This is a genomic window from Micromonospora sp. NPDC007220, assembly GCF_040634035.1.
Classification (GTDB): Bacteria; Actinomycetota; Actinomycetes; order Mycobacteriales; family Micromonosporaceae; genus Micromonospora; species Micromonospora reichwaldensis.
This window is the reverse complement of the sequence record NZ_JBEYEU010000002.1, coordinates 177525-200825: the sequence shown is the minus strand read 5'-3', so window position 1 is coordinate 200825 and position 23301 is coordinate 177525. Positions and strand designations below refer to the sequence as shown.

General features: G+C 70.8%; 24 protein-coding genes and 1 other RNA gene. 6 read left to right on the top strand and 19 right to left on the bottom strand.

The window, feature by feature from the left end; all coding sequences use genetic code 11:
- Nucleotides 1-37: 37 nt before the first annotated feature.
- The 4 genes from ABZ573_RS07065 to ABZ573_RS07050 form a co-directional block, all read right to left on the bottom strand.
- Nucleotides 38-2116: a glycogen debranching N-terminal domain-containing protein gene (locus tag ABZ573_RS07065; RefSeq protein ID WP_151454054.1), complete on the bottom strand. Its 2079-nt coding sequence runs from the start codon at nt 2114-2116 to the stop codon at nt 38-40.
- A 13-nt stretch (nt 2117-2129) separates the two neighbouring features.
- Nucleotides 2130-2492, bottom strand: coding sequence for an SCP2 sterol-binding domain-containing protein (locus tag ABZ573_RS07060; protein ID WP_151454039.1), 363 nt, complete (start codon nt 2490-2492; stop codon nt 2130-2132).
- A 222-nt stretch (nt 2493-2714) separates the two neighbouring features.
- A complete protein-coding gene (locus tag ABZ573_RS07055; protein WP_151454040.1) occupies nt 2715-3176 on the bottom strand; it encodes a hypothetical protein in 462 nt (153 codons plus the stop codon).
- A gap of 223 nt (nt 3177-3399) precedes the next feature.
- A complete protein-coding gene (locus ABZ573_RS07050) occupies nt 3400-4683 on the bottom strand; it encodes an FAD-dependent monooxygenase (RefSeq protein ID WP_358116419.1) in 1284 nt (427 codons plus the stop codon).
- Here ABZ573_RS07050 and ABZ573_RS07045 point away from each other — a divergent pair.
- Nucleotides 4627-5280 (top strand): TetR/AcrR family transcriptional regulator C-terminal domain-containing protein, encoded by a 654-nt coding sequence (locus ABZ573_RS07045; RefSeq protein ID WP_358116416.1) that lies wholly within the window; start codon nt 4627-4629, stop codon nt 5278-5280. The two genes, ABZ573_RS07050 and ABZ573_RS07045, sit on opposite strands and share 57 nt — an antisense overlap.
- A gap of 129 nt (nt 5281-5409) precedes the next feature.
- Here the strand turns inward: ABZ573_RS07045 and ABZ573_RS07040 are convergent, their stop codons facing one another.
- The 3 genes from ABZ573_RS07040 to ABZ573_RS07030 all read right to left on the bottom strand — a co-directional run bounded on the left by ABZ573_RS07040 (nt 5410) and on the right by ABZ573_RS07030 (nt 8000).
- Nucleotides 5410-5799 (bottom strand): hypothetical protein, encoded by a 390-nt coding sequence (locus ABZ573_RS07040; protein ID WP_327029211.1) that lies wholly within the window; start codon nt 5797-5799, stop codon nt 5410-5412.
- A gap of 345 nt (nt 5800-6144) precedes the next feature.
- Nucleotides 6145-6504 carry a hypothetical protein gene (locus ABZ573_RS07035; protein WP_327029212.1) on the bottom strand — a complete coding sequence of 120 codons (360 nt, stop codon included), beginning with the start codon at nt 6502-6504 and terminating at the stop codon, nt 6145-6147.
- 710 nt (nt 6505-7214) lie between these two features.
- Entirely contained in the window at nt 7215-8000 is a 786-nt protein-coding gene (locus ABZ573_RS07030; RefSeq protein ID WP_358116762.1) for a maleylpyruvate isomerase N-terminal domain-containing protein, read from the bottom strand.
- A 499-nt stretch (nt 8001-8499) separates the two neighbouring features.
- Here ABZ573_RS07030 and ABZ573_RS07025 point away from each other — a divergent pair, with 499 nt between their 5' ends.
- Genes ABZ573_RS07025 through ABZ573_RS07015 form a run of 3 tightly spaced genes read left to right on the top strand, consistent with a single transcriptional unit; the run spans nt 8500 to nt 10486 of the window.
- A complete protein-coding gene (locus ABZ573_RS07025) occupies nt 8500-8970 on the top strand; it encodes a hypothetical protein (RefSeq protein ID WP_151454047.1) in 471 nt (156 codons plus the stop codon).
- A 32-nt stretch (nt 8971-9002) separates the two neighbouring features.
- The gene (locus tag ABZ573_RS07020) at nt 9003-9800 is read left to right on the top strand and encodes a winged helix-turn-helix domain-containing protein (protein WP_358116759.1); all 798 of its coding nucleotides are present in this window, start codon (nt 9003-9005) and stop codon (nt 9798-9800) included.
- Complete coding sequence (locus ABZ573_RS07015) at nt 9797-10486, top strand: HAD-IA family hydrolase (RefSeq protein ID WP_358116411.1); 690 nt, start codon at nt 9797-9799, stop codon at nt 10484-10486. Before ABZ573_RS07020 ends, ABZ573_RS07015 begins: the two co-directional genes overlap by 4 nt.
- A gap of 184 nt (nt 10487-10670) precedes the next feature.
- Here ABZ573_RS07015 and ABZ573_RS07010 read toward each other — a convergent pair whose 3' ends face one another.
- Together ABZ573_RS07010 and rnpB are read right to left on the bottom strand one after the other, a co-directional pair.
- Nucleotides 10671-11150 carry an Imm1 family immunity protein gene (locus ABZ573_RS07010; RefSeq protein ID WP_358116408.1) on the bottom strand — a complete coding sequence of 160 codons (480 nt, stop codon included), beginning with the start codon at nt 11148-11150 and terminating at the stop codon, nt 10671-10673.
- A 724-nt stretch (nt 11151-11874) separates the two neighbouring features.
- Nucleotides 11875-12292: RNase P RNA component class A (gene rnpB / locus ABZ573_RS07005), an RNA gene on the bottom strand.
- A gap of 103 nt (nt 12293-12395) precedes the next feature.
- On the opposite strand from rnpB, the gene ABZ573_RS07000 reads away from it, so the two are divergent.
- A complete protein-coding gene (locus ABZ573_RS07000) occupies nt 12396-13157 on the top strand; it encodes a sulfite exporter TauE/SafE family protein (protein WP_358116405.1) in 762 nt (253 codons plus the stop codon).
- 217 nt (nt 13158-13374) lie between these two features.
- Here ABZ573_RS07000 and ABZ573_RS06995 read toward each other — a convergent pair whose 3' ends face one another.
- Together ABZ573_RS06995 and ABZ573_RS06990 are read right to left on the bottom strand one after the other, a co-directional pair.
- The gene (locus tag ABZ573_RS06995; protein WP_358116756.1) at nt 13375-14193 is read right to left on the bottom strand and encodes a TrmH family RNA methyltransferase; all 819 of its coding nucleotides are present in this window, start codon (nt 14191-14193) and stop codon (nt 13375-13377) included.
- Nucleotides 14194-14195: 2 nt separating this feature from the next.
- The gene (locus ABZ573_RS06990; protein ID WP_151456231.1) at nt 14196-15005 is read right to left on the bottom strand and encodes a phytanoyl-CoA dioxygenase family protein; all 810 of its coding nucleotides are present in this window, start codon (nt 15003-15005) and stop codon (nt 14196-14198) included.
- Between the two features lie 154 nt (nt 15006-15159).
- On the opposite strand from ABZ573_RS06990, the gene ABZ573_RS06985 reads away from it, so the two are divergent.
- Nucleotides 15160-15654 (top strand): GyrI-like domain-containing protein, encoded by a 495-nt coding sequence (locus tag ABZ573_RS06985; RefSeq protein WP_358116402.1) that lies wholly within the window; start codon nt 15160-15162, stop codon nt 15652-15654.
- Between the two features lie 19 nt (nt 15655-15673).
- On the opposite strand, the gene ABZ573_RS06980 is transcribed toward ABZ573_RS06985, so the two are convergent.
- The 8 genes from ABZ573_RS06980 to ABZ573_RS06945 form a co-directional block, all read right to left on the bottom strand.
- Nucleotides 15674-16222, bottom strand: a complete 549-nt coding sequence (locus tag ABZ573_RS06980; protein ID WP_358116399.1) for a hypothetical protein — start codon at nt 16220-16222, stop codon at nt 15674-15676.
- A gap of 84 nt (nt 16223-16306) precedes the next feature.
- Entirely contained in the window at nt 16307-17962 is a 1656-nt protein-coding gene (mctP, locus tag ABZ573_RS06975) for a monocarboxylate uptake permease MctP (RefSeq protein ID WP_358116396.1), read from the bottom strand.
- Nucleotides 17962-18243 carry a DUF3311 domain-containing protein gene (locus ABZ573_RS06970; RefSeq protein WP_151456234.1) on the bottom strand — a complete coding sequence of 94 codons (282 nt, stop codon included), beginning with the start codon at nt 18241-18243 and terminating at the stop codon, nt 17962-17964. The genes mctP and ABZ573_RS06970 overlap by 1 nt, the downstream gene beginning before the upstream one ends.
- 160 nt (nt 18244-18403) lie before the next feature.
- Nucleotides 18404-19624 carry a bifunctional RNase H/acid phosphatase gene (locus ABZ573_RS06965; protein ID WP_358116393.1) on the bottom strand — a complete coding sequence of 407 codons (1221 nt, stop codon included), beginning with the start codon at nt 19622-19624 and terminating at the stop codon, nt 18404-18406.
- A gap of 4 nt (nt 19625-19628) precedes the next feature.
- On the bottom strand, nt 19629-20366 hold the full coding sequence (locus ABZ573_RS06960) for a C4-type zinc ribbon domain-containing protein (RefSeq protein WP_151456236.1): 738 nt from the start codon (nt 20364-20366) through the stop codon (nt 19629-19631).
- Nucleotides 20363-21193 (bottom strand): Nif3-like dinuclear metal center hexameric protein, encoded by an 831-nt coding sequence (locus ABZ573_RS06955; RefSeq protein ID WP_192581510.1) that lies wholly within the window; start codon nt 21191-21193, stop codon nt 20363-20365. Before ABZ573_RS06955 ends, ABZ573_RS06960 begins: the two co-directional genes overlap by 4 nt.
- A 170-nt stretch (nt 21194-21363) precedes the next feature.
- A complete protein-coding gene (locus tag ABZ573_RS06950) occupies nt 21364-21936 on the bottom strand; it encodes a flavoprotein (RefSeq protein WP_151456238.1) in 573 nt (190 codons plus the stop codon).
- 16 nt (nt 21937-21952) lie between these two features.
- Complete coding sequence (locus ABZ573_RS06945; RefSeq protein WP_151456239.1) at nt 21953-23182, bottom strand: helix-turn-helix domain-containing protein; 1230 nt, start codon at nt 23180-23182, stop codon at nt 21953-21955.
- Nucleotides 23183-23301: the final 119 nt, after the last annotated feature.

Sequence of the window (23301 nt, the reverse complement as noted above, 5' to 3'; positions counted from 1 at the left end):
GGATCGGTCGCCCCGGTCGCGGCATGGGCATTATGGCTCAGGAAAGACCCGGATCGGCCCCGCCGCCGTTGGTTCGTGGCTGGTCGAAGCGGTGCCGGGCGAACGCGTCCGCCCTGCCCCAGCGGCCCGGGATGTCCAGCAGTGCGAGCCGGTCGAGGCCGGGCGGCAGCGCCGGGTTCACGGCGAGGTGGTCCTCGTGCGGTTCGATACCGAGCATGATCCGGATGAGCAGCAGGGACGCTCCGCTGGACCACGCCTGCGGGCTGCCGGCGGTGGGGTACCGGACCGGGTACCGCGTGGTGTGGCGGTCGAATCCGCCGAAGGCTTCGGGAAGCCGGCCCTGGAAGTAGGTGGCGGCGTCGATGACGCCCTCGGCGATGCGTCCCGCCTCGTCGGCGAATCCGTAGCGGCGCAGACCCCAGGCGATGAACGAGTTGTCGAAGGGCCAGACGGTGCCGCGGTGGTATCCGAGCGGGTTGTAGCGGCCCTGCCCCTCGGCGAGGGTCCGCACTCCCCAGCCGGAGTAGAGCGCCGGCCCCATCAGGTGCTCGGCGACCCGCCCGGCACGCTCCGGCGGCACGATCCCGCTCCACAGCAGGTGCCCGATGTTGGAGGAGAGGCTGTCGACGGGAGTGCCGTCGCGGTCGAGGGCGAGAGCGTAGTAACCCCGGTCGTCGAGCCAGAAGTCCCGGTTGAAGCGCTCGTACAGCGCCGCCGCCTCGCTTTCCAGCCGGTCCGCGTAGGCCGGGTCGTTCCAGAACGTACGGGCCAGCCGCGCCGCCCGGATCTTGGCGTCGTAGGCGTAGCCCTGGGCCTCACAGGTGGCCCTGGGAAAGCCCGGCAGCCTGCCGTCGGCGTAGGAGATGCTGTCCCAGGAGTCCTTCCAGCACTGGTTCTCCAGCCCGGTGACCCGGTTGCGTCGCTCGTACCAGAGGTAGCCGGTGGACGTCAGGTCGGCGTACTGGTCGATCCACGCCAGGGCCGCCCGGGCCTCCTGTTCCAGCTCCATCACCAGCGCCGCGTCGCCGCTCCACCGTTCGTACTCGTCGAGCAGCACCACGAACAGCGGCGAGGCGTCCACGGTGCCGTAGTACGGCGAGTGCGGCTGCTCCTCGAACGCGGCCGACTCGCCGTAGCGCAGCTCGTGCAGGATCCGACCGGGGTCCTCTTCCAGCACGTTGTCGGTCCGGGCGCCCTGCAACGAGGCGAGGATCCGCAGCGTCGGCGGGGTCAGCGACGGGGTGAAGGGCAGGGTCTGCAGGCAGGTCAGCAGGCTGTCCCGGCCGAACAGGGTCATGAACCAGGGCAGTCCCGCCGCCGGTACGGCCGCGCCGCCGAGCGAGAGCGGGGCGAAGCGCAGCGCCGCCAGGTCCACCAGGCTGCGGTGGTACACCTGTTGCAGTGCGCTGCTGTCGGTGTCCAGCTTCGGGGCCTCCGCGAGCCACTCCCGCACGCTCGTCGGCAGGGTGGCGGCGTCCGGGCGCAGCGCCCGCACCGAGGCACGGAGGTCGACACCGTCCGGACGCAGCGCCCGCATGACGACCCGCAGCTCCGTCGACCACCGGGCGCCGGGCGGCAGCCGCAGCGTGAAGCGGAGCCCGTCCCGGTCGAAGTCGGCGGGCTCACTGGCCGAGACGGACACCTCACGCTGGAACGTGCCGCGCCGGTAGCCCAGCCGCAACTCGTCCGGACCGACGTGGAGGTAGTGGCTGCCGGCCTTCTGGCGGACGTCGAACTTGATGTCGAAGATGTCGGCGAAGTCGGCCGCCACCTCCAGTCGTACGTCGAGGTCCATCTCCTTCTCGCCGTAGTTGAACAGCGTCAGCGACTCGGTCAGGTCCGGTCCGATCCGCCGCCGCCGGATCGCCGACACGTCGGCCTCCACGTAGTCGGTCTGCCCGCCCGGCACCACGAAGAACGCCGCCTCGTAGTACTGGCTGTCGTCCACCGACAGCGCGGTCAGCCGCTCGCCGTTGACGGTGAGCACCCATCGGGACAGGAAACGCGAGTCGGCGGCGAACAGGCCGACCGGGGTCGCGGGTGACGACTCCACGTCACCGCTGGAATCCGAGACGATGAAGGTGCTGCCGTCGATGCACGACACGGTGCCCGGGATGTCCTTCACCGGGTCACTCCCCGCGACCGGAGACGGCCTGCTGCCGTGAGGCGGGGGGCACCGGGAACAGCCGCCCGACCCGCATCGCCAACGCGAGGTTCCCGTCGACCATGATCTCGCCCCGGGTGATCCCGGCCAGGCCGTTCATCTCACCCCGCGACATCGCCTCCGCGACGTCGGCGGTGACCGTGATGACCGTTTCCGCCGGGGCGTCGCTCTGCGTCACCTTCAGGCTTCCATGGTCGATGTCCAGCAGCCACCGCTCCACCCGGTCCCCCTCCCGGATGTCGAACCGGACGGTGCCACGGACCTTGCACAACCGTGGATCGTGACCGACATCCGCCAACTGCTCGAAGAAGGCACTGGTCGCCGTCATACGACCTCCCCGCCACTTGTCAGGAGCGCTCGCCGACTACCCGTCGTACGGTGGCACTAACGCTCCCACCGGCGCCCCGGCCCGCTGCACCGAGTTGCGCATGCTTCGCATCGGCCGGCCAGCCGGCGCCCGGCCGATGCCGGCACGGCCGAACCGGCCGCTCAGGCGGCGTCGCCGCGGGGCGAACCGACCGCCGTGAGGAGGCACTGCGCGGGTGAGGAGTCAGCGGCGGCCGCACCAGGCGCGGGCCGGCGCGGTACGGACCAGGAGCCCGCTGACCAACAGCGCCAGCACCGCCAGCAGCCCGCCCGCCGTCGCCGCGACGAAGGCCAGGTCGACCGGGGGCGTGATCAGCGACCCGAGGCGCGGCCCGAAGAGCAGCATGATGCCGGCCCCCACCAGGAACGCGACGGCGACCGGCGCGGCGAACCCGTGCACCACCCGCCACGCCGTCGGGCCGCCGTGCCAGAGCCCCCGGAGCACGGCTGCGGCCGCCGCCGTGCAACAGGCCAGGGCGAGCCAGTTTCCCGCGCCGCCGACCGCGCCGAGCAGCGTGACGGCCACGACGATGGTGTACGCCCACCAGAGCGCGAGCAGCACCATGCTGATGACGATGCTGGACGGCCGCCGCATCGGCTCCCGACCGGCGGGCAGCGGGCCGGACTCCAACGGCTCATCGGTCATCGCCGGATCCTATTGCGCCCGACCAATCGGGGTTCGGCGGCCGAACATCGTGGAAGATGTGCGGCTCTGAGCTGGTGGGCGACGGTCTGCCGCACCGGGCCACACCCCGCACCGGCCCCTCCGGAAGAAGGCCTGATGGTCTTTCAGCACCCCCATGGCATCGGGCACCAGGGCCTGGGACCGCTCGCGCATCGCGGCGCGTGGCCGACTGCGTTGCGCGTTGTCAATCCGCGGGTGCCGGCTCGGTGGGCCGTGGTGTGAAGAAGCGGATGATGTCGTCGGCAGCGGTGGGGGACAGCATCATTGCCTGGACCCGTGCGGACATTTCGGCGATCGGGTGGATTCTGGTGAACATTGCCTCCTCGTACGCCTGGATCGCCGAGTCCGGGTCGGCGGGGTTGGCGGCGAGTTCGCCGGCGAGTTCGGCGGCGTCGAGCATGGCCTGATTGGCACCCTCGCCGACCGGTGGCATGAGGTGCGCGGCGTCACCGATGAGGGTGACGCCCGACTGGTGTGCCCAACGTGTACCGATGGGCAGCGTCTCGATCCTTCGAGGCGTCGGCGCGCTGTCGCCGGCTTCGACGAGTGCGGTGAGATTCGAGTCCCAGCCGTCGAACATGTCCAGCAGAGCGCGCTTGCTGCGGTAGGTGTCCAGGTGCCGATCGTCCGCGCGGAGGGAGATGCCGACCCGGATGCCGCCGTCGCCGAGGCGTTGCGCGGCAAGGATCTGGTTCACGCCGATGCACCACAGGTTCCCGGGGCCGACCAGCTCGGCGAGATCCGGGTGGCGCCGGTCGGCGTCGCTGATGCTCAGCTCGACCAGGGTGGCCACGTAGGACAGTTTCGCGTCGGTGAGCAGCGGCCGGACGACCGAGCGCGCGCCGTCCGCGCCGATGAGGACGTCGCAGTCGGCGCGGTGACCACCGTCGAACGTCAGTCCGAAGCCTCCGTCGGGTCGCGGCGTCGCCGCGACGAGCCGGTGCTGCCAGGCCACCGTGTCGCCGGGGAGCGAATCGAGCAGAAGATCCCGCAGTGCGGCGCGGTCGATCTCGGGGCGTCCGGAGAATGAGCCGGGTTGCGGCGTGTGGTGCACGAGGGTGCGTCCGGCCGGGTCGAGGATGCGATGTTCCTCGCCCTCCGGCCGCGCCTCGGACCGGAACCGGCCGGCGAGGCCCGCCTGGGCCAGGGCCCGCTGCCCGGACTCCGGGTGCAGGTCGAGCGATCCGCCCTGCGATCGCGCGGATCGGCTCGCCTCGCGTTCGTACACCACCGCGTCGATGCCGTGCCGGTGCAGGATTCGCGCCAGTGTCAGGCCGCCGAGGCCACCGCCGGCAATCGCGATCCGCATCATCACCTCCGTTACCGTACGCTGTATCTTATGGATACGCCGTACGGTAGCGCGCCGTTGCCCGTCTGGGAACGGCCCGAGCCTCAGCCGCGAGCGGCGCCGGTGCCGCTGAGCCGCGCGAAGATCGCCGCCACGGCTATCGGGCTCGCCGACGCACACGGCCTCGACGGCCTGTCGGTTCGCAAGATCGCCAAAGAGCTCGGCGTCGGTCCGATGCGGCTCTACGACTACGTGTCCAACAGATCCGAACTGCTCGACCTGATGGTCGACGCCGTGTACGCCCAGATCGCCGAGGCCGGTCAGCACTCCGAGTGGCGCGCCACGCTACTGGCCGTCGTCCACCGGACCCGCGACGCCGCTCTTGAGCATGAGTGGTTCGCCGACCTGCTCGGCGCAAGGCCGCACCTGGGACCTCATGCGCTTGCCGTGGGCGAATCGACCGCGGCGGCGCTCAGCCAGGCCCCTGGCGTACGCGGCATCGACGACCTCCAGCGGGCCATGGGCGCCCTCAACGCGTTCATCATCGGGGCGCTCCGCAGCGAGGTCACCGAGCGACGCACCGCCCGTTCCACCGGCACCGACGTGTCCGCCTGGCAGGCCGCCCTCGGGCCCTACCTGACACGCATGCTCGAAACAGGCCGCTACCCCACCATCGCCCGGCTCGTCATCGACGGCGCCCACCTCAACGCCGAGGAGACCTTCCACCACAACCTGATCACCGTCCTGGAGGGCATCACCGGCCATCCCCAGACGTGACCACATGCTCCGAGGCCAGCCGCCCGCTGAGAGCCTGCACCTCGGTCAGACATCCGGATCTGCTGCAACCAGCGCGCCGAGGGTGTGGCAGATCAGTTGACGGACTGCCACCGCCCGGCGATCGTGCACCTACGATTCTGGCCAGTCAGCCACGATGACCAATGGGACCAGGTCCGGCGACCGGTAGTCGTCGCCAGGGAGGTACTCAATGTGCTGATGCCGACGGACTGTCCGATCATCGGCAGTCTCGGCCTGCTCAGCCACCCCGTCCAGCATGTCCCAGATGATGTCGAGATACTCACGCCCGCCGGAGAAGTGCAGCGTGGTTCCGCCTTGCAGACCGACAAGCAGCGGGCCTGCGGTCGCCTTCTGACTGACGACCCCGTCGGTGACCGCCACCTCAATGGGCTCGGCATGTTGGCGAAGCAGCCGGCTGAGGGCGCGGAGCGCAGCCGGCGGACCGGCAAGCTCCAACTCGTCGTCGCTGACGGAGACACGGCAGCGTCGGTGATCCTCCATCGACGCATTGTCCCTCGCCGCGCGATCCTTGCGTCGCCCGCCGCGAAGGCCTCCGCGAGCGCCTTGAGGAACATGTCGGGCATCAGGTGGGACGCGAGCGTCAAGCATCTCCCGGAGGCGAGGACGTCCATCAACATCGCCGTGGCGCCAGCGAACGCCTCAACCAGGTCGCGGCTATCTGCCGCGTGCCATTGCACCGGTGCCATTCTTAGCGCTGCTCGTGGTTCTGTCCAGAATGACCGCATCTCACGCGCGTACCTGACCCGCGTCCTATGCGCAGAGACGAGGGAGCAGTTTTATCGTGGTGCGCCGATCGTTGGCTGGTGCCCACCAATCGTGGCCTGCCTACTGGCCGAAAGTGGAGCGCAGGTTCGCGTTGATCAGTTCGTTGAGCCGCTTGCGTAGGTGTCCCAGCAGTGACGGGTCGGGCAAGGGCTCGGCGACCAACAGCGTCCAGCGCAACTGCGTGCCTTGTGCACCGTCGGGCACCAGGTCGAAACGCACCTGAGCATCGGGGCGCCTGGGCCATAGTGACGACCACATGACCAGGCGCGGATGCTCCGCGTGCAGGATCTGCGGAGTTTGCTCGTCGTCGAGCAGCCGCAGCCAGGGGCGCGCCGGGTCGCGGTCAGGCTCGGTGAGCGCCTCGAAGACGATGGCCGGTGGGGGTGGCTGGCTACGGGTGCGGCTACCGGCTTCGAGCATGCCTCAGAATAAGGGCGAACAACTCATCGTGATGAAGGGCGCCTGATCAGGACACGCGACGGTGTGTCGCTGCTCCAGATGGAACGAGGCTCCAGTAGGACAGCAGTCGACCAAGAACAACCGGCCAGTACGGAAGCCTCGTTGCTGACCTATCTTGCCGGCGTCTCACTGTCCACGCGCAGCCTGACCCGTCTGACCGAGCTGATCCGTGACCGGCACTGCACGCTCGTATCGTCAGGGCTTCCGGCTGCCGCGCCAGTGCAACCCCGGGACTGGCTCGCCACCGGGTCACCGGGTCGCGGCACCAGCTCCACCGCCAGGACGTTGCGGGGCCTCCCCCACAGCAGCCGGCCATCGAGCCAGGCCTCCAAGCGCCGGACCGGAAAAGGCCCTCACGACGGCAGAGCGCGCCGTACCGAGGCAAGACCAACTGACCCCAGCACTCAGAGCGTTTCCAGGGCGTCAGGGCGTCCGTAGGGCGTCAAACGCCGGCCAAAGTTGACCAAGAACGACCATCGGCATCCAGACATAGAACCAGCTCAGAGCCTTGATCAGGGCTGGGAGCTGGTGGGCGACGGACGAGTCGATTTGTACGCCGGATTACGATCATCGCACCCGCGTTGACCTGGGGCGGAGCCTGGCGACAGCCACTATAGGCCGTCGCCAGGCCGTCAGGCGCCGCAGGTGCGAAGATCGCATGTCGTCGGTTGTCACACGGACGGGTCCCAGGCGGCGAGTTGATCGAAGATACGGCGGTCGCCTTCGAACTCCAGCGACTCCAGCGGTATGCGGCCGTAGAAGAACAGGACCAGGTCGCTTGCCGTGCCCCGGGCGGAGACTCGGGCCTTTTTGGGATCCTCGCCGGCAGCGGGCGTGAAGCGGGCGACCTGTGCCCCGTCGCGGGAGAGCCGAAGGCGCCAGGAGTGGCCCTCGGTGGCGTGGTAATCGACGATGGCGGGGTCGTGTGGCCAGGCGACCGTGGTTGCGCAGACGGTGAACTGGCAGTCGTCGAAACCGTCGAGGGCGACCTCTTCTGGTAGCGGCTGCGGGGCACCCAGGGTGAGCTGGGCGTCGTAGGTGTACACCGCGATCTCGGGGACTTGTCGCCGCGCCCAGGCACCAGAGGTTTGCGGTGACGGCGAGTCATCCCACCACGTCCAACAACTGCGATCCGGGCCGGCCTCACGCAGCGCGCTCGTCAGGTGCTCGATGGACTCGGTCCACCAGGCCAGCAGTGCCTCGCGCTCCCGAGGCGCACCCATGCCGTCGTCCCAAGCCGACTTCTCCGGGGGCGCGTCTGCCGGCCCTGCGACGACGATGGCGGCCGATTTGCGGCGGGCCATGCCCACGTGTTGCACAAGATCGAACAACGTCCGCTCGGGATGAGTCGGAACCTGCATGTCGAGGCGGGGCGCCGCGGCGACCGCGGCGCGGAAGGCGGTCGACCGTTCGTTGATCAGCCGCAGATGATCAGAGAACGTGAGAACTTTATGCACCCGGCTTTCTACCACTGTGCTCCGACGACCGGACAGCGAATTTCGCGACCGATCGCGCCGGCCGCCCCGGCACTGATACGTGCCCTTGGTTGACGCGCGGAAAGCGACATCCGCGTTGATGCTCTCCCCCCGCGTCGAGCAACGCCGAGGCGTAGAAGTGACGCAGCGCGTGCATCCCGCTGGCCCGGGTCGGCGCGCGGCGTCATGCCCGGCACCGAGGACGCAGAACGCACCATCAGGTACGTCACGAAGTACATCACCAAGCACACCGGCGACTGCCACAAGATCACGAGCGGCCGGCAGCGTGCACACCTCGACGCCGTCCAGGAACTTGCCGACCTCGGATTGGTCAAGACCACCACCACCGAGGTACGCGTCCGGGTTCGCGATCAACTCCAAGATCCGCCGCCAGGATTACCCGTTCAAAGCTGCATGACGAGGCACTAGGTTGGCGGCGTGGGTTCCTCGCCAACGGAAAGAAGGAGGAGGAGGCTGTCCGTTGGGCTACACGCTTGACGCCCTCATCGGCTCCGTCGGCGCTCTCCACGCCGCTGCAAGCCAGTGGCCGGCTGCTGTGCCCGTGCCGCTGGCGCATGACCTCGCGCTGCTGCCAATGACCGACGAACTGTTCGACGCCGTCACGGACGGCACGACGGAGCGGGTACTCGGATTCTGGAAGCTGCCGGGCGGCTTCGACCGTGAGCTGTCGTCCTGGTCCTCAGTGGGACCGGTCGGCTATGTCGAGGCGGACTTCTTCGGGGGCGTGGGCAGCCAGCGTGCGGCCCTCTGGGTTGCTGGCGAGTTGGTGTTCGGACCGCTGTTTGTGGGCGAGGGTGAACCGTTCGCTCCCCAAGGAAGCCCTATCTCTCAGCTGCTGGCGCGCCTTGGTGTCGAGCGCCACAGGTACCGCGATGAGTTCGAGGCGGTCGGCCTCGGACGCCACCGCGAGACGGCGGACTGGCTGCCATAGCGGCGAGGAACGTCGATCATGTCAAGCATCGGCTGGGACGCAGGTGTAAAGCATCAGCCGGGACACGACAAGCCTCTTGCGAGAAGCTGCCGTCGCAACACGACCTCGTCAAGCGGTTCAGCGTCGCCCGCGAGACGATCAAGGCTGCGCTACGGAAGCTGCAAGATGAGCGCCTGATCGTCACCCGTCAGGGCAGCGGCACCTTCGTCCGCGCCAACACTGAACGCCCGGTCGGACTCCGGCCGCACATCGAACGAGCCTTCGAGGCCACGAACGTCACGATCGACTTCGCCGGCTTCTCCGGAGAGACGATGTACAACGCGATCCAGGAGACCTTGGACAAGGTCCGCATCGGGCGCCTCACCCCGGAGTCGATCCGGGTACGGGTCCTGATCTCCGACATGACCTCACCGATGGCGATCCCCTGCCGCGCCGAGGACCAGGCCGACGACCCCGGCATCCGCGCCCGCGCCCGCCGCATCACCGACCGCTCGATCCATGCCCTCACCGACGCCGTCCAGGAACTTGCCGACCTCGGATTGGTCAAGACCGCCACCACCGAGGTACGCGTCCACAGGGCCGCCCCGCTGTTCAAGCTCTTCATCATCAACGAGCAGGAAGCGTTCTTCGGCTTCTACCCGGTGGTTGAGCACACCGTCTCCGTTGACGGCAAGCCGATGGCGATCTACGACGCGATGGGCAAGGACGCGATCCTCTTCCCGTTCACACCCAGCGACGAGGACGCCAGCAACGACGCCCTCTACGTCGAGCAGGCCCGCGCCTGGTTCGACAGCATGTGGGGCACCATCGCCCGCGAGTACGCCTCGTGACCGCCGCCGACTTGGCCAAGGTGATCGACCGCGCCCGCGTGATTCTGCTCGACTTCGACGGGCCCGTGTGCAGCATCTTCGCCCAACACTCCGCGTCGACCGTCGCCCACGAGTTGCGCCGGATGCTCGTCGACCAGGCCGTCACCCTGCCGCCCGAGATCCTGGCCGAACGCGACCCGCTCGCCGTGCTCCGCTTCACCGCCACCCTTGGCCGCCCTGCCGTCGTCCGCCTCGTCGACCAGGCCATGACCCGCGAGGAAGTCACCGCGGCCCGCACCGCCGAACCCACGCCGTACGGCCGGGAAGTCATCGTCGCCGCCCACCAGACCGGCCGCCGGGTCGCCGTGGTGTCGAACAACTCGGCCGCTTCCGTCCACGCCTACCTGAGCGCCCGACGCCTCACCTCGTACGTGCACCCGGTAATCGGCCGCCCCGAGGCAGCGCCCGAGCGGATGAAGCCGGACCCGTTCCCTGTGCTCGCAGCCGTACGGGAGCTGGGCGCGCAGCCGACGGAATGCGTCCTGGTCGGTGACTCGGTCAGCGACATCGAGGCCGCCCACGCCGCCGGAGTCGCCGCCATCGGATACGCCAACAAGCCCGGCAAGCGCGAACGGTTCGCCGCCGCTGATGTCGTCATCGACAGCATGGCCGAACTGGTGACCGCCTTCGCCGTCGACGAGCTGTAGCACCACCACACCGCACACGAGCGCCCCGGGAGATCATCACCGGGGCGCTTCTCGTGCTGGAAGATCTCCGGTTACATGCCGTAACAACCGGGAGACAGCGGCGGGCGGCGACATACCGATGAGCTGATGTTGGCGCGCGGCTCCAAACGCTGGGGGACTGCGGCCATCGGCTGACGTGTCCGGCTCAGTCGTGGCGGTGGCCGTTCAGGTCGCCGCGTGCCCAGCTGACTCGTTCCGGCCGGTCGCCGGTGTCCCCGTAGCAGAACTCTTCCACGGCCAGACGAATCTGGGGTATGGGCAGCGTGCTGCGAGGGCTGTGGATCAGTCCAGCGTCGGGGTTCGCCACGACCTGGGGGGCGGCCTTCGGTGGGCTTGGATTGTCGGTCAGCCAGACGTGCTCATAGATGCCGCCGCGTCTCGGGCTGCTGGAATCGACGCACCACATCAAGGCTCCGTAGCCAGCCGTCTTGTTGACCGCGACGGCGAGCCAGGTGTCCGACGCCAGATCGTCGTAACTGACTCGCCGGTCGGCGATGCCGAACCAGGCAAGATCGTCAGACGGGAGCCGGTCCATCGTGAGCGCAACCAGCCGAGCCTTCTCCTCCAACGTCGTCGCGTGGCGCCAGGACTCATCGAACACGCGACTGCTCACCGACAGAATCACGCCCGACACCGTAGCGATCCGGCCAGGCCTCTCGAAAGGTAAGACCGCACCCGTCTGCCGGGTTGCGCGCACTATCGCGGACCGTGATGGGCTTCCGTAGGGCTTTGAGGTCATGTCAAGCATCTGGTGGGACCCAGGTGTCAAGCATGTCCCGTGACGGGACAACGTCCCCGAAGGAGGCCTTGCCGAATTGCTCTTTTCTAGATCAAGGCACCGCGCTCCGCGCGGTGCGGGCGGCAAGCCCGGCCGGCGGCAAGCCGCCCCGGCCGCCTACGGCGCCGGGGCGGTGAGCCACCGACAGCCGCCGGGATACCGCCCCAGCACACCCGAGAACCAGCCCCAGTAGGGCCGTGACGGAAGCCAGGGGGTCGGCCTGATCGCGTGGTCGGGGCTTCCGGCTGCCGCGCCAGTCCAACCCCGGGACTGGCTTGCCACTGGGTCACCGGGTCACGGCACCAGCTCCAACGCCAGGACGTGCCCGCCCTCCCCCGCAGCCGCCGGCCCCGCTGCGGAACCACCGAGCAATTACCCGGAAAGGCCCTGACGCCGGCGTGGCCCGCCCGGCCCGAGGCAAGGCCAACTGAGCCGGCGCTCAGGGCGTCTCCAGGGCGTCAGGGCGCCCTCAGGGCGTCAAACGTCGGCCAAAGTTGACCAAGGACGACCATCGACGCCCGAACATAGAACCAGCTCAGAGCCTTGATCGAGGCTCTGAGCTGGTGGGCGACGGACGAGTCGACCTGTACGCCGGATTCTGTGGCCGGCGCGCGCCCCGAGGGGCTCGCGTCGGCGGCGGCCATCCATCTAGGCCTGCCGTCGCCGGCAGGCTCGAGCGGCCTACCCGCAGACATCGGGCGGGCAGCCCTCAAGCGTCTGCGCCGGGTCGTCATCATGTCTGGTGACGGCCCTTGCTTGGCCTTGCTCCGGGTGGGGTTTACCGAGCCACCCCGGTCACCCGGGGTGCTGGTGGGCTCTTACCCCACCGTTTCACCCTTACCGTCCCCGATGGGGTCGGCGGTCTGTTTTCTGTGGCACTGTCCCGCGGGTCGCCCCGGGTTGCCGTTAGCAACCACCCTGCCCTGTGGAGTCCGGACGTTCCTCGGCGGCGGGCCGGAGCCCGCCGACGCGACCGCCCGGTCGACTCGTCCGTCGCTCATCCATCCTAACGACGCCACGGGCGCGCCCATTGCCACCCCGGGGCCGACCGGCACCCCGCCTGCCGGAAGCGGGTACTAGCCTCTGGTGACCATGGATGTCTCCGACGCCGCGCTGCTGCTCGCCGCCGGTCTCGCCGCGGGCACGGTCAACGCGGTGGCCGGCGGGGGCTCGCTCATCACCTTCCCGGCGATGATCGCGGTGGGCCTGCCGTCGGTGCCGGCCAACGTGAGCAATTCGGTCGCGGTCTTTCCCGGGTACGTGGCGAGCGTGGCGGGCAGCCGGCAGGACCTGCCGCCCCGGCGGATGCTGGCCGCGCTGGTGCCCACCACGATCGTCGGCACGATCGCCGGCGCCCTGCTGCTGCTGGCCACCCCGGCCCGGGCGTTCGAGCTGGTGGTGCCCTTCCTGGTGCTCGGGGCGACGGCGGTGCTGGCGTTCCAGGATCCGCTGCGCCGGCTGGTCGGGCATCCGCGCGACCTGGCGCCGCGCCGCCGTACGGTCACCGTGCAGGCCATGGTCGCGGTCGGCGCGGTGTACGGCGGCTACTTCGGCGCGGCGCTCGGGGTGATGCTGGTCGCGGGCCTGGCCCTGGTGCTGGACGCGACGCTGGCCCGGGTGAGCGCGATCAAGAACCTGCTCTCCGCGCTGGTCGGGTTGACCACGCTCGTGGTGTTCGCGCTGTTCGGGCCGGTGAACTGGGCGGCCGTCGCGGTGGTCGCGCCGGCGACGCTGGTCGGCGGGTACGCCGGCGCGCGGCTGGTGCGCCGGCTGCCGCCGGTGGTGCTCAAGGTGCTGATCGTGGTCTTCGGCACGGCGATCGGGCTCTACCTGCTCTGGCGCGCGCTGCGCTGAGCCTCGGCGACACGTGGCCGGCCTGGGGCACCCGAGCGGCTAGTGGTCGTGGAGCGTGAAGCGGGGGCCGCCTGACCGGCCTTGATCGGGATGGTCGCCTTGATCCCTCGGCGGCGCAGGTACTCACGGTTGGCCCGCGAGCTGTAGGCCATGCCCACCATCGCACCCACTTCGAAACGCGGCCCAGGGTGATCAGCCCACCAGTGTGATCAGCGCGCTACCGGCGGGCGGCAGCGCTGCGCTGGCGTGCCGATTCGTAGAGCACGACGGTCGCGGCGACCGCCGCGTTCAGGGAGCTGGCGGCCCCGGACATCGGGACCCGGACGAGCTGGTCGCAGGCCTCACGCCAGCCGACGCTGAGACCGGTGGTCTCGTTGCCGATCAGGGTCAGCGCGGGTTGCGTGAAGTCGTACTCGGCGGCATCCAGTGCGCCGTGCTCATCGGCACCCACGATGCCGATGTCGACGCCGTCGGCGCGCACGTCGGCGACCCAGGAGAGCACCGCCTGGTGTGAGGGCGCCCGGACCACGGGCAGCGCGAACAGCGAGCCGGTGCTCGCCCGCACCGCCTTCGGGTCGTACACATCGGCGGCATGGCCGGTGACGATGACGCCGGACGCGCCGAAGGCGTCTGCGGACCGGATGAGCGTCCCGATGTTGCCAGGGCTGGTGGGCCGGTCGAACACGACGGTGAGCATGGTCGGCCCGGCCGGGATGCGGCGCAGGTCGTCCTGCGGCAGCGCGACCACGGCCAGCAGCTCCGGAACCGTGTCCGTCTTGCCGCCCAGCATGTGCATCAGTTCACGGGAGACGGCGAACCTCTCGGCCCGGACGGTGTCCAGGGCCTTGCGTGCCCAGCCGGAGAGCTGGACGTCGGCGTCGTAGAGCAGCTCTCGAACCTGCCAGCCGTGTTCGATGGCCATGGTGATCGGGCGCACGCCCTGCACGAGGAACTCGCCGCGACGCTGCCGCTTGGTTCGATTGCGGAGCAGTGCCTCCCACTGCTGGAATCGTGCATTGCGGCCACTCACCCGCACCCTCACCGTTGTCCCCGCCTTCCCCGTACATCAGGAACGGGGGTGTCCTGCCCGAGTCCTCGGCGAATCGCGATCTCCACGGGCGAGTACGCACCGTCGGCCCGTTCCAGTTCGAACGGCGCGGCCGGCACCAGCGGCGGCTGGGCCATGAAGCGCGGCCGCGTCCCGTGGTGCGGTTGCGCCGCGTGCACCAGGAAAGGATGGCACAGGAATACATCGCCAGGAGACCCGGTGGCCAGGGCGAGTGGCCGGTGGTCGGACGCCGCCACCAGCTCGGGCGCGAGGTCCAGCCCGCTCGCCCCGTCCTCCCCGTACTTCTCCAGCACCTTCGGCACGTCGAGGTGTGAGCCGACCCGGATCCGTGTCGGGGCGTCCTCCGCACCGATCTCGCTGAACAGGAACAGCATCAGCAGCGCCCGGCCCCGGGAGCGAACGTTCGTGAAGTACCAGCTCGCACCCTCAGGCAGATAGCTGCCCTCGATGTGCCAGCCCGCGTCGTTCGGCTCGTCCTTGTGCGGGAAGCGCAACGGGAACGTGCCCAGCGAGTAACGCGGCTCCCAGCGTCCCGCGCCGACGAGCAGGTCGTACGCGTGATGGAGGAACGGTGAATTGGGTGCGGCGGCGAACGGCCCCTGCGCCATGCCGGGCACCCAGTGCACGGGCTGCGTCCAGGTGGCTGGGTCGTCCGGGTCGCAGCCCGTCTCCCGCCACAGCAGCCGCGCGCAGTCCGCGGCCACGCGCGGTGCGACGGCGCCCGCCAACTTCACGAAGCCGTCGCGAAGGAACCGGGATACCAGTGTCGTGTCGTCCATGCCCCCATCGTGTGGCGGCACCGATCCCGATCACCCGACACTTTCCGCTCCGCCTCTGTCGGGTGTGCCGCAACAGAGCCGGTCACGATACGGAGGCACTGTCGCACAGCACTACAGCTTGAGGTTCCGCCCAACTGCCGAAGGGAGCGAACGCATGGAAACCCGCATCGTCGACCATCCCGCGTTTTGGCTCGTGGGGCACGCTGTCCGGGTTCCACTGATCCACCGAGGCATCAACCCGCACATCCAGCAGCACATCGCCGCGCTGCCGGCAGAGGAGCACCTGCGCTTGAAGGCACTCGGCGACACTGAGCCGGGCGGCCTGCTCGCGGTCTTCGATGACCTCGACGCGGACTACGACGAAGGCAGCGAGCTGACCTACCTGCACGGGGTCGCCGTGTCCCCGGGCACGCCGGTCCGGGGCGATCTCGAGGTCATCGAGGTCCCGGCGGGCCGCTGGGTGGTCATCCGGGCCGTGGGGCCGCAGCCGCAGACCCTGCAGAAGATCTGGGCCGCGGCCGCATCCGAGTGGTTTCCCTTCAACCCGTGGCAACTGCGGCCGGGCCCGGAGATCGTCGCGGTGCCCGAGCCGACGGACGACCTCAGCACCGCGACCCGCGAGCTCTGGCTGCCCGTCGAGCCGGCGTAGCCCGCCTCTGGAATACGGCCTAGTGGTCGTTGAGCGTGAAGAAGAACGTCCGGTGCTCGACGTCCAGGAAGGCGGTCCGCCACCGCGTGGACGGGGTCGCCTCGTCGTACGCCCGGCTGTGCAGCCAGCGGGGCGCGGCCGGCAGGAACGGCGCGAGAGCGGGCCAGGCGTCCGCCGGGCTGCCGGAGTGGGGAGCCTTGGCGGCGGGCGCGTACGGCACGAAGTCGTACCGCTGCGCCAGCGTCCGCGCGTCCTCCGGACGCAGCCGGACCACGCCCTGGTAGGCCCAGTCCACCGGACCCGGCGCGCGGCCGCACGGCTCGCCCGAGAGGGAATGGACCTGCCAGTGGATCTCCAGGTAGTCGCCGAGGTCCGGCAGCTCCTGGGGCGGGTCCCACCGGTTGGTGCGCACCTTCGCCTCCTCGGCGCGCACGGACTCCCGGCACTCGGGGGTGTCGCCCGGGTCGTCGCCGACGACCCGGATCACGGCCCCCACGCACCCGACGACGACCACCAGCAGCAGCGCGGCGGAGCCGCCGAGGACGGCCACCAGCGCGCGTCTCGTCATGGTCGTCAGCGTACGAAGGGCGTCCACTCCCGCCGCGTCGCCCCCGGCCGGTACGGGCCGGGGGCGACGCGGTCCGGGAGACGCTCAGGCGACCGGTTCCGGGGCCGCGTCGGCGTCCCGGTGCGGGCCGGGTACGACGCGCGGGTCGCCCTCGTCGGCGAAGTAGTCGTCCGACGTGGTGCCGTCGCCGCCGTCGCGCACCTTCGCCGCCCGCAGCACCACCGTGAGCAGCGCCGCGACCCCGAGGTTGACCAGCACCGCCACGATCCCGACGTAGATCGTCTTCGGGGTGTCGAAGCCGAAGTCGGCCAGCGGGAACGCCGAGCCGCCGAAGTGCTTGCGGCCGGTCGCGGCATTCGGGATCTGGTAGAGCATCCACATGCCCAGTCCCATGCCCGCGATCCAGCCGCCGATCAGCGCGCCGCGGTGGAACCAGCGGGTGTAGAGGCCGAGGGCCACCGCCGGCAGCGTCTGGAGGATGATCACGCCGCCGATGAGCTGGAGGTCGATGGAGAACTGCGGGTCGAGGAAGACGATGCAGGCCACCGCGCCGACCTTCACCACCAGCGAGGTGATCTTGGAGACGTTCGCCTCCTGCGCGGGGCTGGCGTCCCGCTTCAGGTACTCCTTGTAGATGTTGCGGGTGAACAGGTTCGCCGCCGCGATCGACATGATCGCCGCCGGCACCAGCGCGCCGATGCCGATGGCCGCGTACGCGACGCCGGCGAACCAGTCGGGGAACTGCTGGTCGAACAGGACCGGCACCACCGTGTTGCTGTCCACGGTGCCCTCCTTCGACCCGGGCAGCGGCTTCACCCCGGCCGCGATGGCCATGAAGCCGAGCAGCGCGATCAGGCCGAGCAGCAGGCTGTACGCGGGCAGCGCCGACATGTTCCGCTTGATCACGTCGCGGTTCCGGCTGGCCAGCACGCCGGTGATGCTGTGCGGGTAGAGGAACAGCGCCAGCGCCGAGCCGAACGCCAGCGTGACGTACTGGAGCTGGTTGTTGGCGTTGAGCAGCACCCCGTCGTTGGGGTTCGGCGACGCGTCGAACTTCGCGTCGGCGGCGTCGAAGATCTCGCCCCAGCCGCCCAGCTTGTACGGCAGGTAGAGCACCGCCACCAGGATCACGATGTAGATCAGCGTGTCCTTGACGAACGCGATCAGCGCCGGCGCGCGCAGCCCCGACTGGTAGGTGTACGCGGCCAGGATCGCGAACGCGATGATGATCGGCAGGTGCCGGGCCAGGGCGCTGTCGCCGGTCACCCCCATGGTCTTCAGCACCGCCTCGATGCCGACCAGTTGCAGCGCGATGTACGGCATCGTCGCCACGATGCCGGTGATCGCGATCAGCAGCGCCAGCACCGGCGAGTCGAACCGCTTGCGGACGAAGTCCGCGGGGGTGACGAAGCCGTGCCGGTGCGAGACCGACCAGAGCCGGCACAGCACCAGGAACACCAGCGGGTAGATGACGATGGTGTACGGGACGGCGAAGAAGCCGGCCGCGCCGGCACCGAACATCAGCGCCGGCACCGCCACGAAGGTGTACGCGGTGTACAGGTCACCGCCGACCAGGAACCAGGTGATCCAGCCGCCGAAGTTGCGCCCGCCCAGCCCCCACTCGTCGAGGTGGGCCATGTCCTTCGGGGCCCGCCACCGGGCCGCCACGAATCCCATCCCGCTGACCAGCAGGAAGAGCACCGAGAAGACGATGATCTCGGTGAGGTGGTCGCGCCACATCAGCGATCACCCGCAGCCGTGTCGCCCGGCCCGTCCGACGGCGCGCCGGCCCGCTTCTTCGTCATCTGGTACACCAGCGTGGTGGTGGCCACGCCGAGCAGGATGTAGACGAGCTGGAGCCAGTAGAAGCGCGGGAAGCCGAGGAACCGGGGCGAGTCGGCGTTGAAGAAGACCGGGATCAGGGGCACCACGATGGGGATGAAGAGCAACCAGTTCCAGGGGCTGTGGTCCTTCGCCCTGGAGCGCGCCGCGGTCGGCGCCTCCGGTTCGGGTGCGGCCATTGCGACAAACCTCCGCGAGTCGTAGATCGACACAGATGACGGCCGGAGGCTACGACCCTGTGACCCGGGTCACGTTCTACGGGAGGAGGTTGCTGCGCCGAACGGCGGACGGCGTGCGCCGAACGGCGACCCCGGGCGGCCGGACGGCCGGCCGCCCGGGTCAGATCCCGGCGAGGTGCGCGGTGTCGTTGACCGTACGGACGGCGACCCCGCCGTCCGGCCACGTGTCGAGCACCGAGATGCCGGCCGCGTCCAGGAAGAGCCGGTGCAGGAAGCCGTCGCCGGCCGCGAGGGCGTCGCGCAGCACCAGCTTGATCGGCGAGACGTGCGAGACCACCACCACGGTCTCCCCCGGGTACGCCCGGCACAGCCCGTCGACCACGCGGCGGCAGCGCTCGGCGACGTCGACGAACGACTCGCCGCCCGGCGGGGCCACCCGGGTCGAGGCCAGCCAGGCGTCCATCTCGCCCGGCCACTCCTGGCGGACCTCGGCGAAGGTGCGCCCCTCCCAGGCCCCGAAGTCGCACTCGATCAGGTCGTCCTCGCGGCGCACCGGCACGCCGCCGAGCGCCCCGGCGATCGCCTCGGCGGTCGCCGTACACCGGGACAGGGGCGAGCTGACCACGGCCGCGACGGTCGGGGCCAGCTCGGCCACCCGGGCGGCCGTGGCCCGGACCTGGGCCCGGCCGCGCTCGGAGAGCGGCACGTCGCCGCGGCCCGAGTAGCGGCGCTGTTCGGTGAAGGCCGTCTCGCCGTGCCGGACGAGGACGAGCCGGGTGGCGGTGAAGCTCGGCCGCGGCTCCCAGGAGGCGGGCGCGGTGGCCGGGTCGGTGCCGGTGCTCGTCGCCGACGCGGCGCGGGCGGCCACCTCCCGGGCTTTCGCGCGGGCCGGCGAGTCGGGACCGGCGACCTCGCGCGGCGGCTCCACGACGCGCGGCGGCGCGACGGCGGGCCGGGCCGGCGCCTTGCCGGCGGCAGCGTCCATGGCGGCGTTGGCGAGGGCGTCGGCGTGCCGGTTGCGTTCCCTGGGAATCCAGCGGAACCGCACGGCGGCGAAGCGGTTGACCAGCCCGGCGGCCTGCGCGGCGAGCGGGCGCAGCCCGGGGTGCTTGATCTGCCAGCGGCCGCACATCTGCTCGACCACCAGCTTCGAGTCCATCCTGGCCTCGACCTCGGCGGCACCCAGCTCGGCGGCGGCCTCCAGCCCGGCGATCAGCCCCCGGTACTCGGCGACGTTGTTGGTGGCGACGCCGATCGACTCGCCCCGCTCGGCCAGCACCTCACCGGTGTCCGCGTCGCGGACCACCGCGCCGTAGCCGGCCGGGCCGGGGTTGCCCCGGGATCCGCCGTCGGCCTCGACGACGACCACGCGCGGCGCCACGGGACTACAGGCCGGACTCGTTGGTACGGACCATGATCCGCCGGCAGTCCTCGCAGCGGACGACCTCGTCCGGGTCGGTCTTGCGGATCCGGGCCACGTCGGCGCCGGAGAGCGTCAGACGGCAGCCGCCGCACCGGCCGGCGGTCAGCAGCGCCGCGCCGAGTCCGGTGTCCTCGCGGATCTTGTCGTAGAGCTGCACCAGGTCGGCCGGGAGGTCGCCCGCCAGCGGCTGGCGGGCGCCGCGCTTGAACTCCTCCTCCTTGGCGATCTCGGCCAGGCTCTCGTCGCGGCGCCGCTCGGCGTCGTCGCGCTTCTCCCGCACCTCGGCGAGCCGCTGCTCGACACCGTCCAGCACGCCCTGGGCCGTCTCCCGCTGCTCCATCAGCTCCAGCTCGGCGTCCTCCAGGTCGCCCTGACGCCGGTTGAGCGAGACCAGCTCGTGCTGCAGGGCCTCCAGCTCCCGGGCCGGGCCGGTGCCGGCGGCGAGCCGGGCCTCGTTCTTGGACTTGCGGGCCCGCACCTGGTCGACGTCCTTCTCCATGCGGGCGATGTCCCGGTCCAGGTCGTCAACCGCGACCTGGGCGCGGACCCGCTCGTCCTCCAGCGCGGACAGCTCCCGGGCCAGCGCGTCCAGTTCGGCCCGCTCGGGCAGCGAACGCCGCCGGTGGGCGAGCTGGGCGAGGGTGGTGTCGATCGCCTGGAGGTCGAGCAGGCGGCGCTGGACCTGGGGGTCAGCCTTCACGTTCTGGGCTCCTTGTCGTCCACCGCGGGTGGGGCGGCGTGTACGGTCCACGGGTCGGTGGCCAGGTCGGACACCAGCGTCTCGACACCCGTCGCCTCCCGCAGGAGGACGGCCAGGTCGTCCAGCCACGGTCGTTCCGTCGCCCAGTGGGCGGCGTCGAGCAGGGCCGGGCCGTCGGCGGCCAGGTGCTCGCCGGCCGGGTGGTGGCGCAGGTCGGCGGTGAGGAACGCGTCCACCCCGGCCGCGGTCGCGTCGGCGAGGAAGCCGTCCCCCGCGCCGCCGCTGACCGCGAGGGTACGAACCATACGCCCGGGATCCCCGGCGGCGCGAACTCCCCAGGCGGTGGCGGGCAGTACGGCGGCGGCGTGCCGGGTCAGCTCCGCCAGCGTCATCGGCTCCGGCAGCTCGCCGATCCGGCCGATCCCCCGGCCGTCGCCGTGCGCGGGCGAGCCGGGTGCGGGCCGGTGCAGCGGGCGAAGCCCGGTCAGCCCGAACCGGGCGGCGAGGGCGTCGGAGACACCCGGGGCGGCCACGTCGGCGTTGGTGTGCGCGACGTACAACGCCACGTCGGACTTGATCAGCCGGTGGACGATCCGGCCCTTGAAGGTCGTGGGCGCCACCGAGGAGACGCCGCGCAGCAGCAGCGGATGGTGGGCGACGATCATGTCGACGCCGGCGTCGAGCGCCTCGGCGACCGTCTCCGGCACCACGTCGACGACGCAGAGGACCCGGCGCACCGGGGCGCAGGGCTCGCCGAGCACCAGCCCGACCCGGTCCCAGTCCTCGGCCCAGGCCGGCGGATAGCGCCGCTCCAGCTCGGCGACCACGTCGGCGACGGTCGGCGGGACTGCGTTGGTGCTCACGGCGGGCCAGCTTACCGGCGCGAGCCGTGGCCGGGGCCCTCGCCCACCGACGCGGCGGCGTGTCCCAGCGCTCCCCCGGTGCCGAAGGGTCCCCGGCGGACGCCACACGTCAGCCGGGGACCCGTCGGCACGCGTCAGGCGACGGGGCAGAGCCGGTCCCGTACGGCGGCCAGACCCAGGGCCCACGGGAAGGCGTGCACGTGCCGCTCGCCGGTGCCCGGCGGGTGCAACGGGAAGACGTCATCGCCGAAGAGCACCGTGACCCCCCACTCCGCGAGCCGGGCGATGCCCGCCCGGAAGGCCGGGTGGGCCGCCATCGCCGCGTTCGTGTACGGCACCGCCACCACCGGCACGCCCAGGCCCTGCGCCTCCACCAGCAGACCGAGGGCCAGCGTGTCGGTGATGCCGGCCGCCCACTTGTTGACGGTGTTGACCGTCGCCGGGCAGACGATCATCGCGTCGGCCTGCGGCAGCACGTCGAGATCGCCCGGATTCTTGTAGTGGGTGCGGACCGGATGGCCGGTCTGCCGGGCCAGCGCGGCCCGGTCGACGAACTTGGCGCCGTCCGGCGTGGTGACCACGCAGACGTCCCAACCGTCCTGGTGGGCCAGCTCGACGAGCCGGCCGACGTGGCGGGCCAGCGGCGAACCGCAGGCGATGACGTAGAGCACCTCGCGGCGCTCGCTGCTCGGGTGCGGGCCGGTCATCAGGCCGGCTCCGCGCTCATACCCCAACTCCCATGTGCTCAGCCAACTCCGCAATCGGAGAAGGCGGCGCACCACGTGTGCGACGCAGGATGTCCGACATCACCTCGTGGGCGATCGGCCGGCAGCGGATCTCCGACGGGGCGAGGCGGTCGCCGCGCAGCAGCATCTCGCCGGCGTTGGCCACGTCGCCGATCTGGGCGAAGCCCCGGGCGATGTCGAGCAGGTGGTGGGCCCGGCGTTCCGGCAGCAGGGCGCCGAAGGCCGGCTCCTGGATGCGCTGCTGGTGCACCTCGACCGCCCGGCCCCCGTCGCCGAGCTCGACCGCCGCCGCCGCCCGGTGCAGTTCCACGTTGGTCGGCCCGAACGAGGTCCAGTAGTGGTTGTGGTCGCCGCCCAACAGGACGGCCGCCTCGTGCGCGCCGTTGATCAGGTCGCCGACCGTGGCGGAGTCGCCGATCCGGGCGGCGGCCATCGCCCCCTGGAGCAGCAGCATCCCGTAGACCGAGAGCAGGGCCGGGTCGGCGGCGTTGCCGCAGCCGGGGGCGAGCCGGTTGGCGATGGTGACGTTGAGTTCGAGCGCGGGCCGGGGCCGGCCCATCGCCACCAGCGCGTTGCAGACCCGGGTGGTGGCGATGCCGGCCAGCAGCGGGTCGTCGGCGCGCTGGGCCACCGCCATCGAGCGGTCGGCGGCCAGCCAGGCCAGGTCGCACTCGCCCAGCTTGCGCAGCACCGACGAGGCGATCTGGTAGACCTGCCCGAGCAGGTGGGCCGCCTCGACCGCCTGGTCGCCGCCGTGGCCGGCGTCGGCGGCCTGGGCGTCGCGCAGCAGCTTCGGCAGCGCCCGGGTGAGCATCCCGTAGCGGCCGTACTGGTAGGTGAGCCAGGCGTGGTTGACGGCCTTGCGCATGTCGCCCAGGGGCGGCGGACACGGCGCGGCGTCGAAGTACGCGCTCATCGAGTCGTACCGCTCCAGGGCCGCCCGGATCTCCTGCACCTCCACCTGGTCGATGCAGTTCAGCGCGTCCGTACGCCGCTCCGGGTCCTTGCCGAGCAGTAGCTGCACGTCGACCTGGAGGATGTCGGCGATCTCGTAGAGGACGGAGAACTTGTCCAGCCGGCGCACCCCGCGCTCGACCTTGTCCACCCAGCTCTTCGACTTGCCCAGCCGGTCGGCGAAGACCTGCTGCGACATCTTGCGCCGCCCCCGCCAGTAGGCCACCCGCCGCCCGATGGGTAACTCGTCCATCCACCCGTTCCTTCCCCTGTGCCTGCTCGAGCGGGCGTGCCGGCCGGTCCTGCCGGGTGCGGCGATCGATCCGTACGTCTCAGGTTTTCGCTGGTCGCACAGCGTGTGCGTCAGCCGTA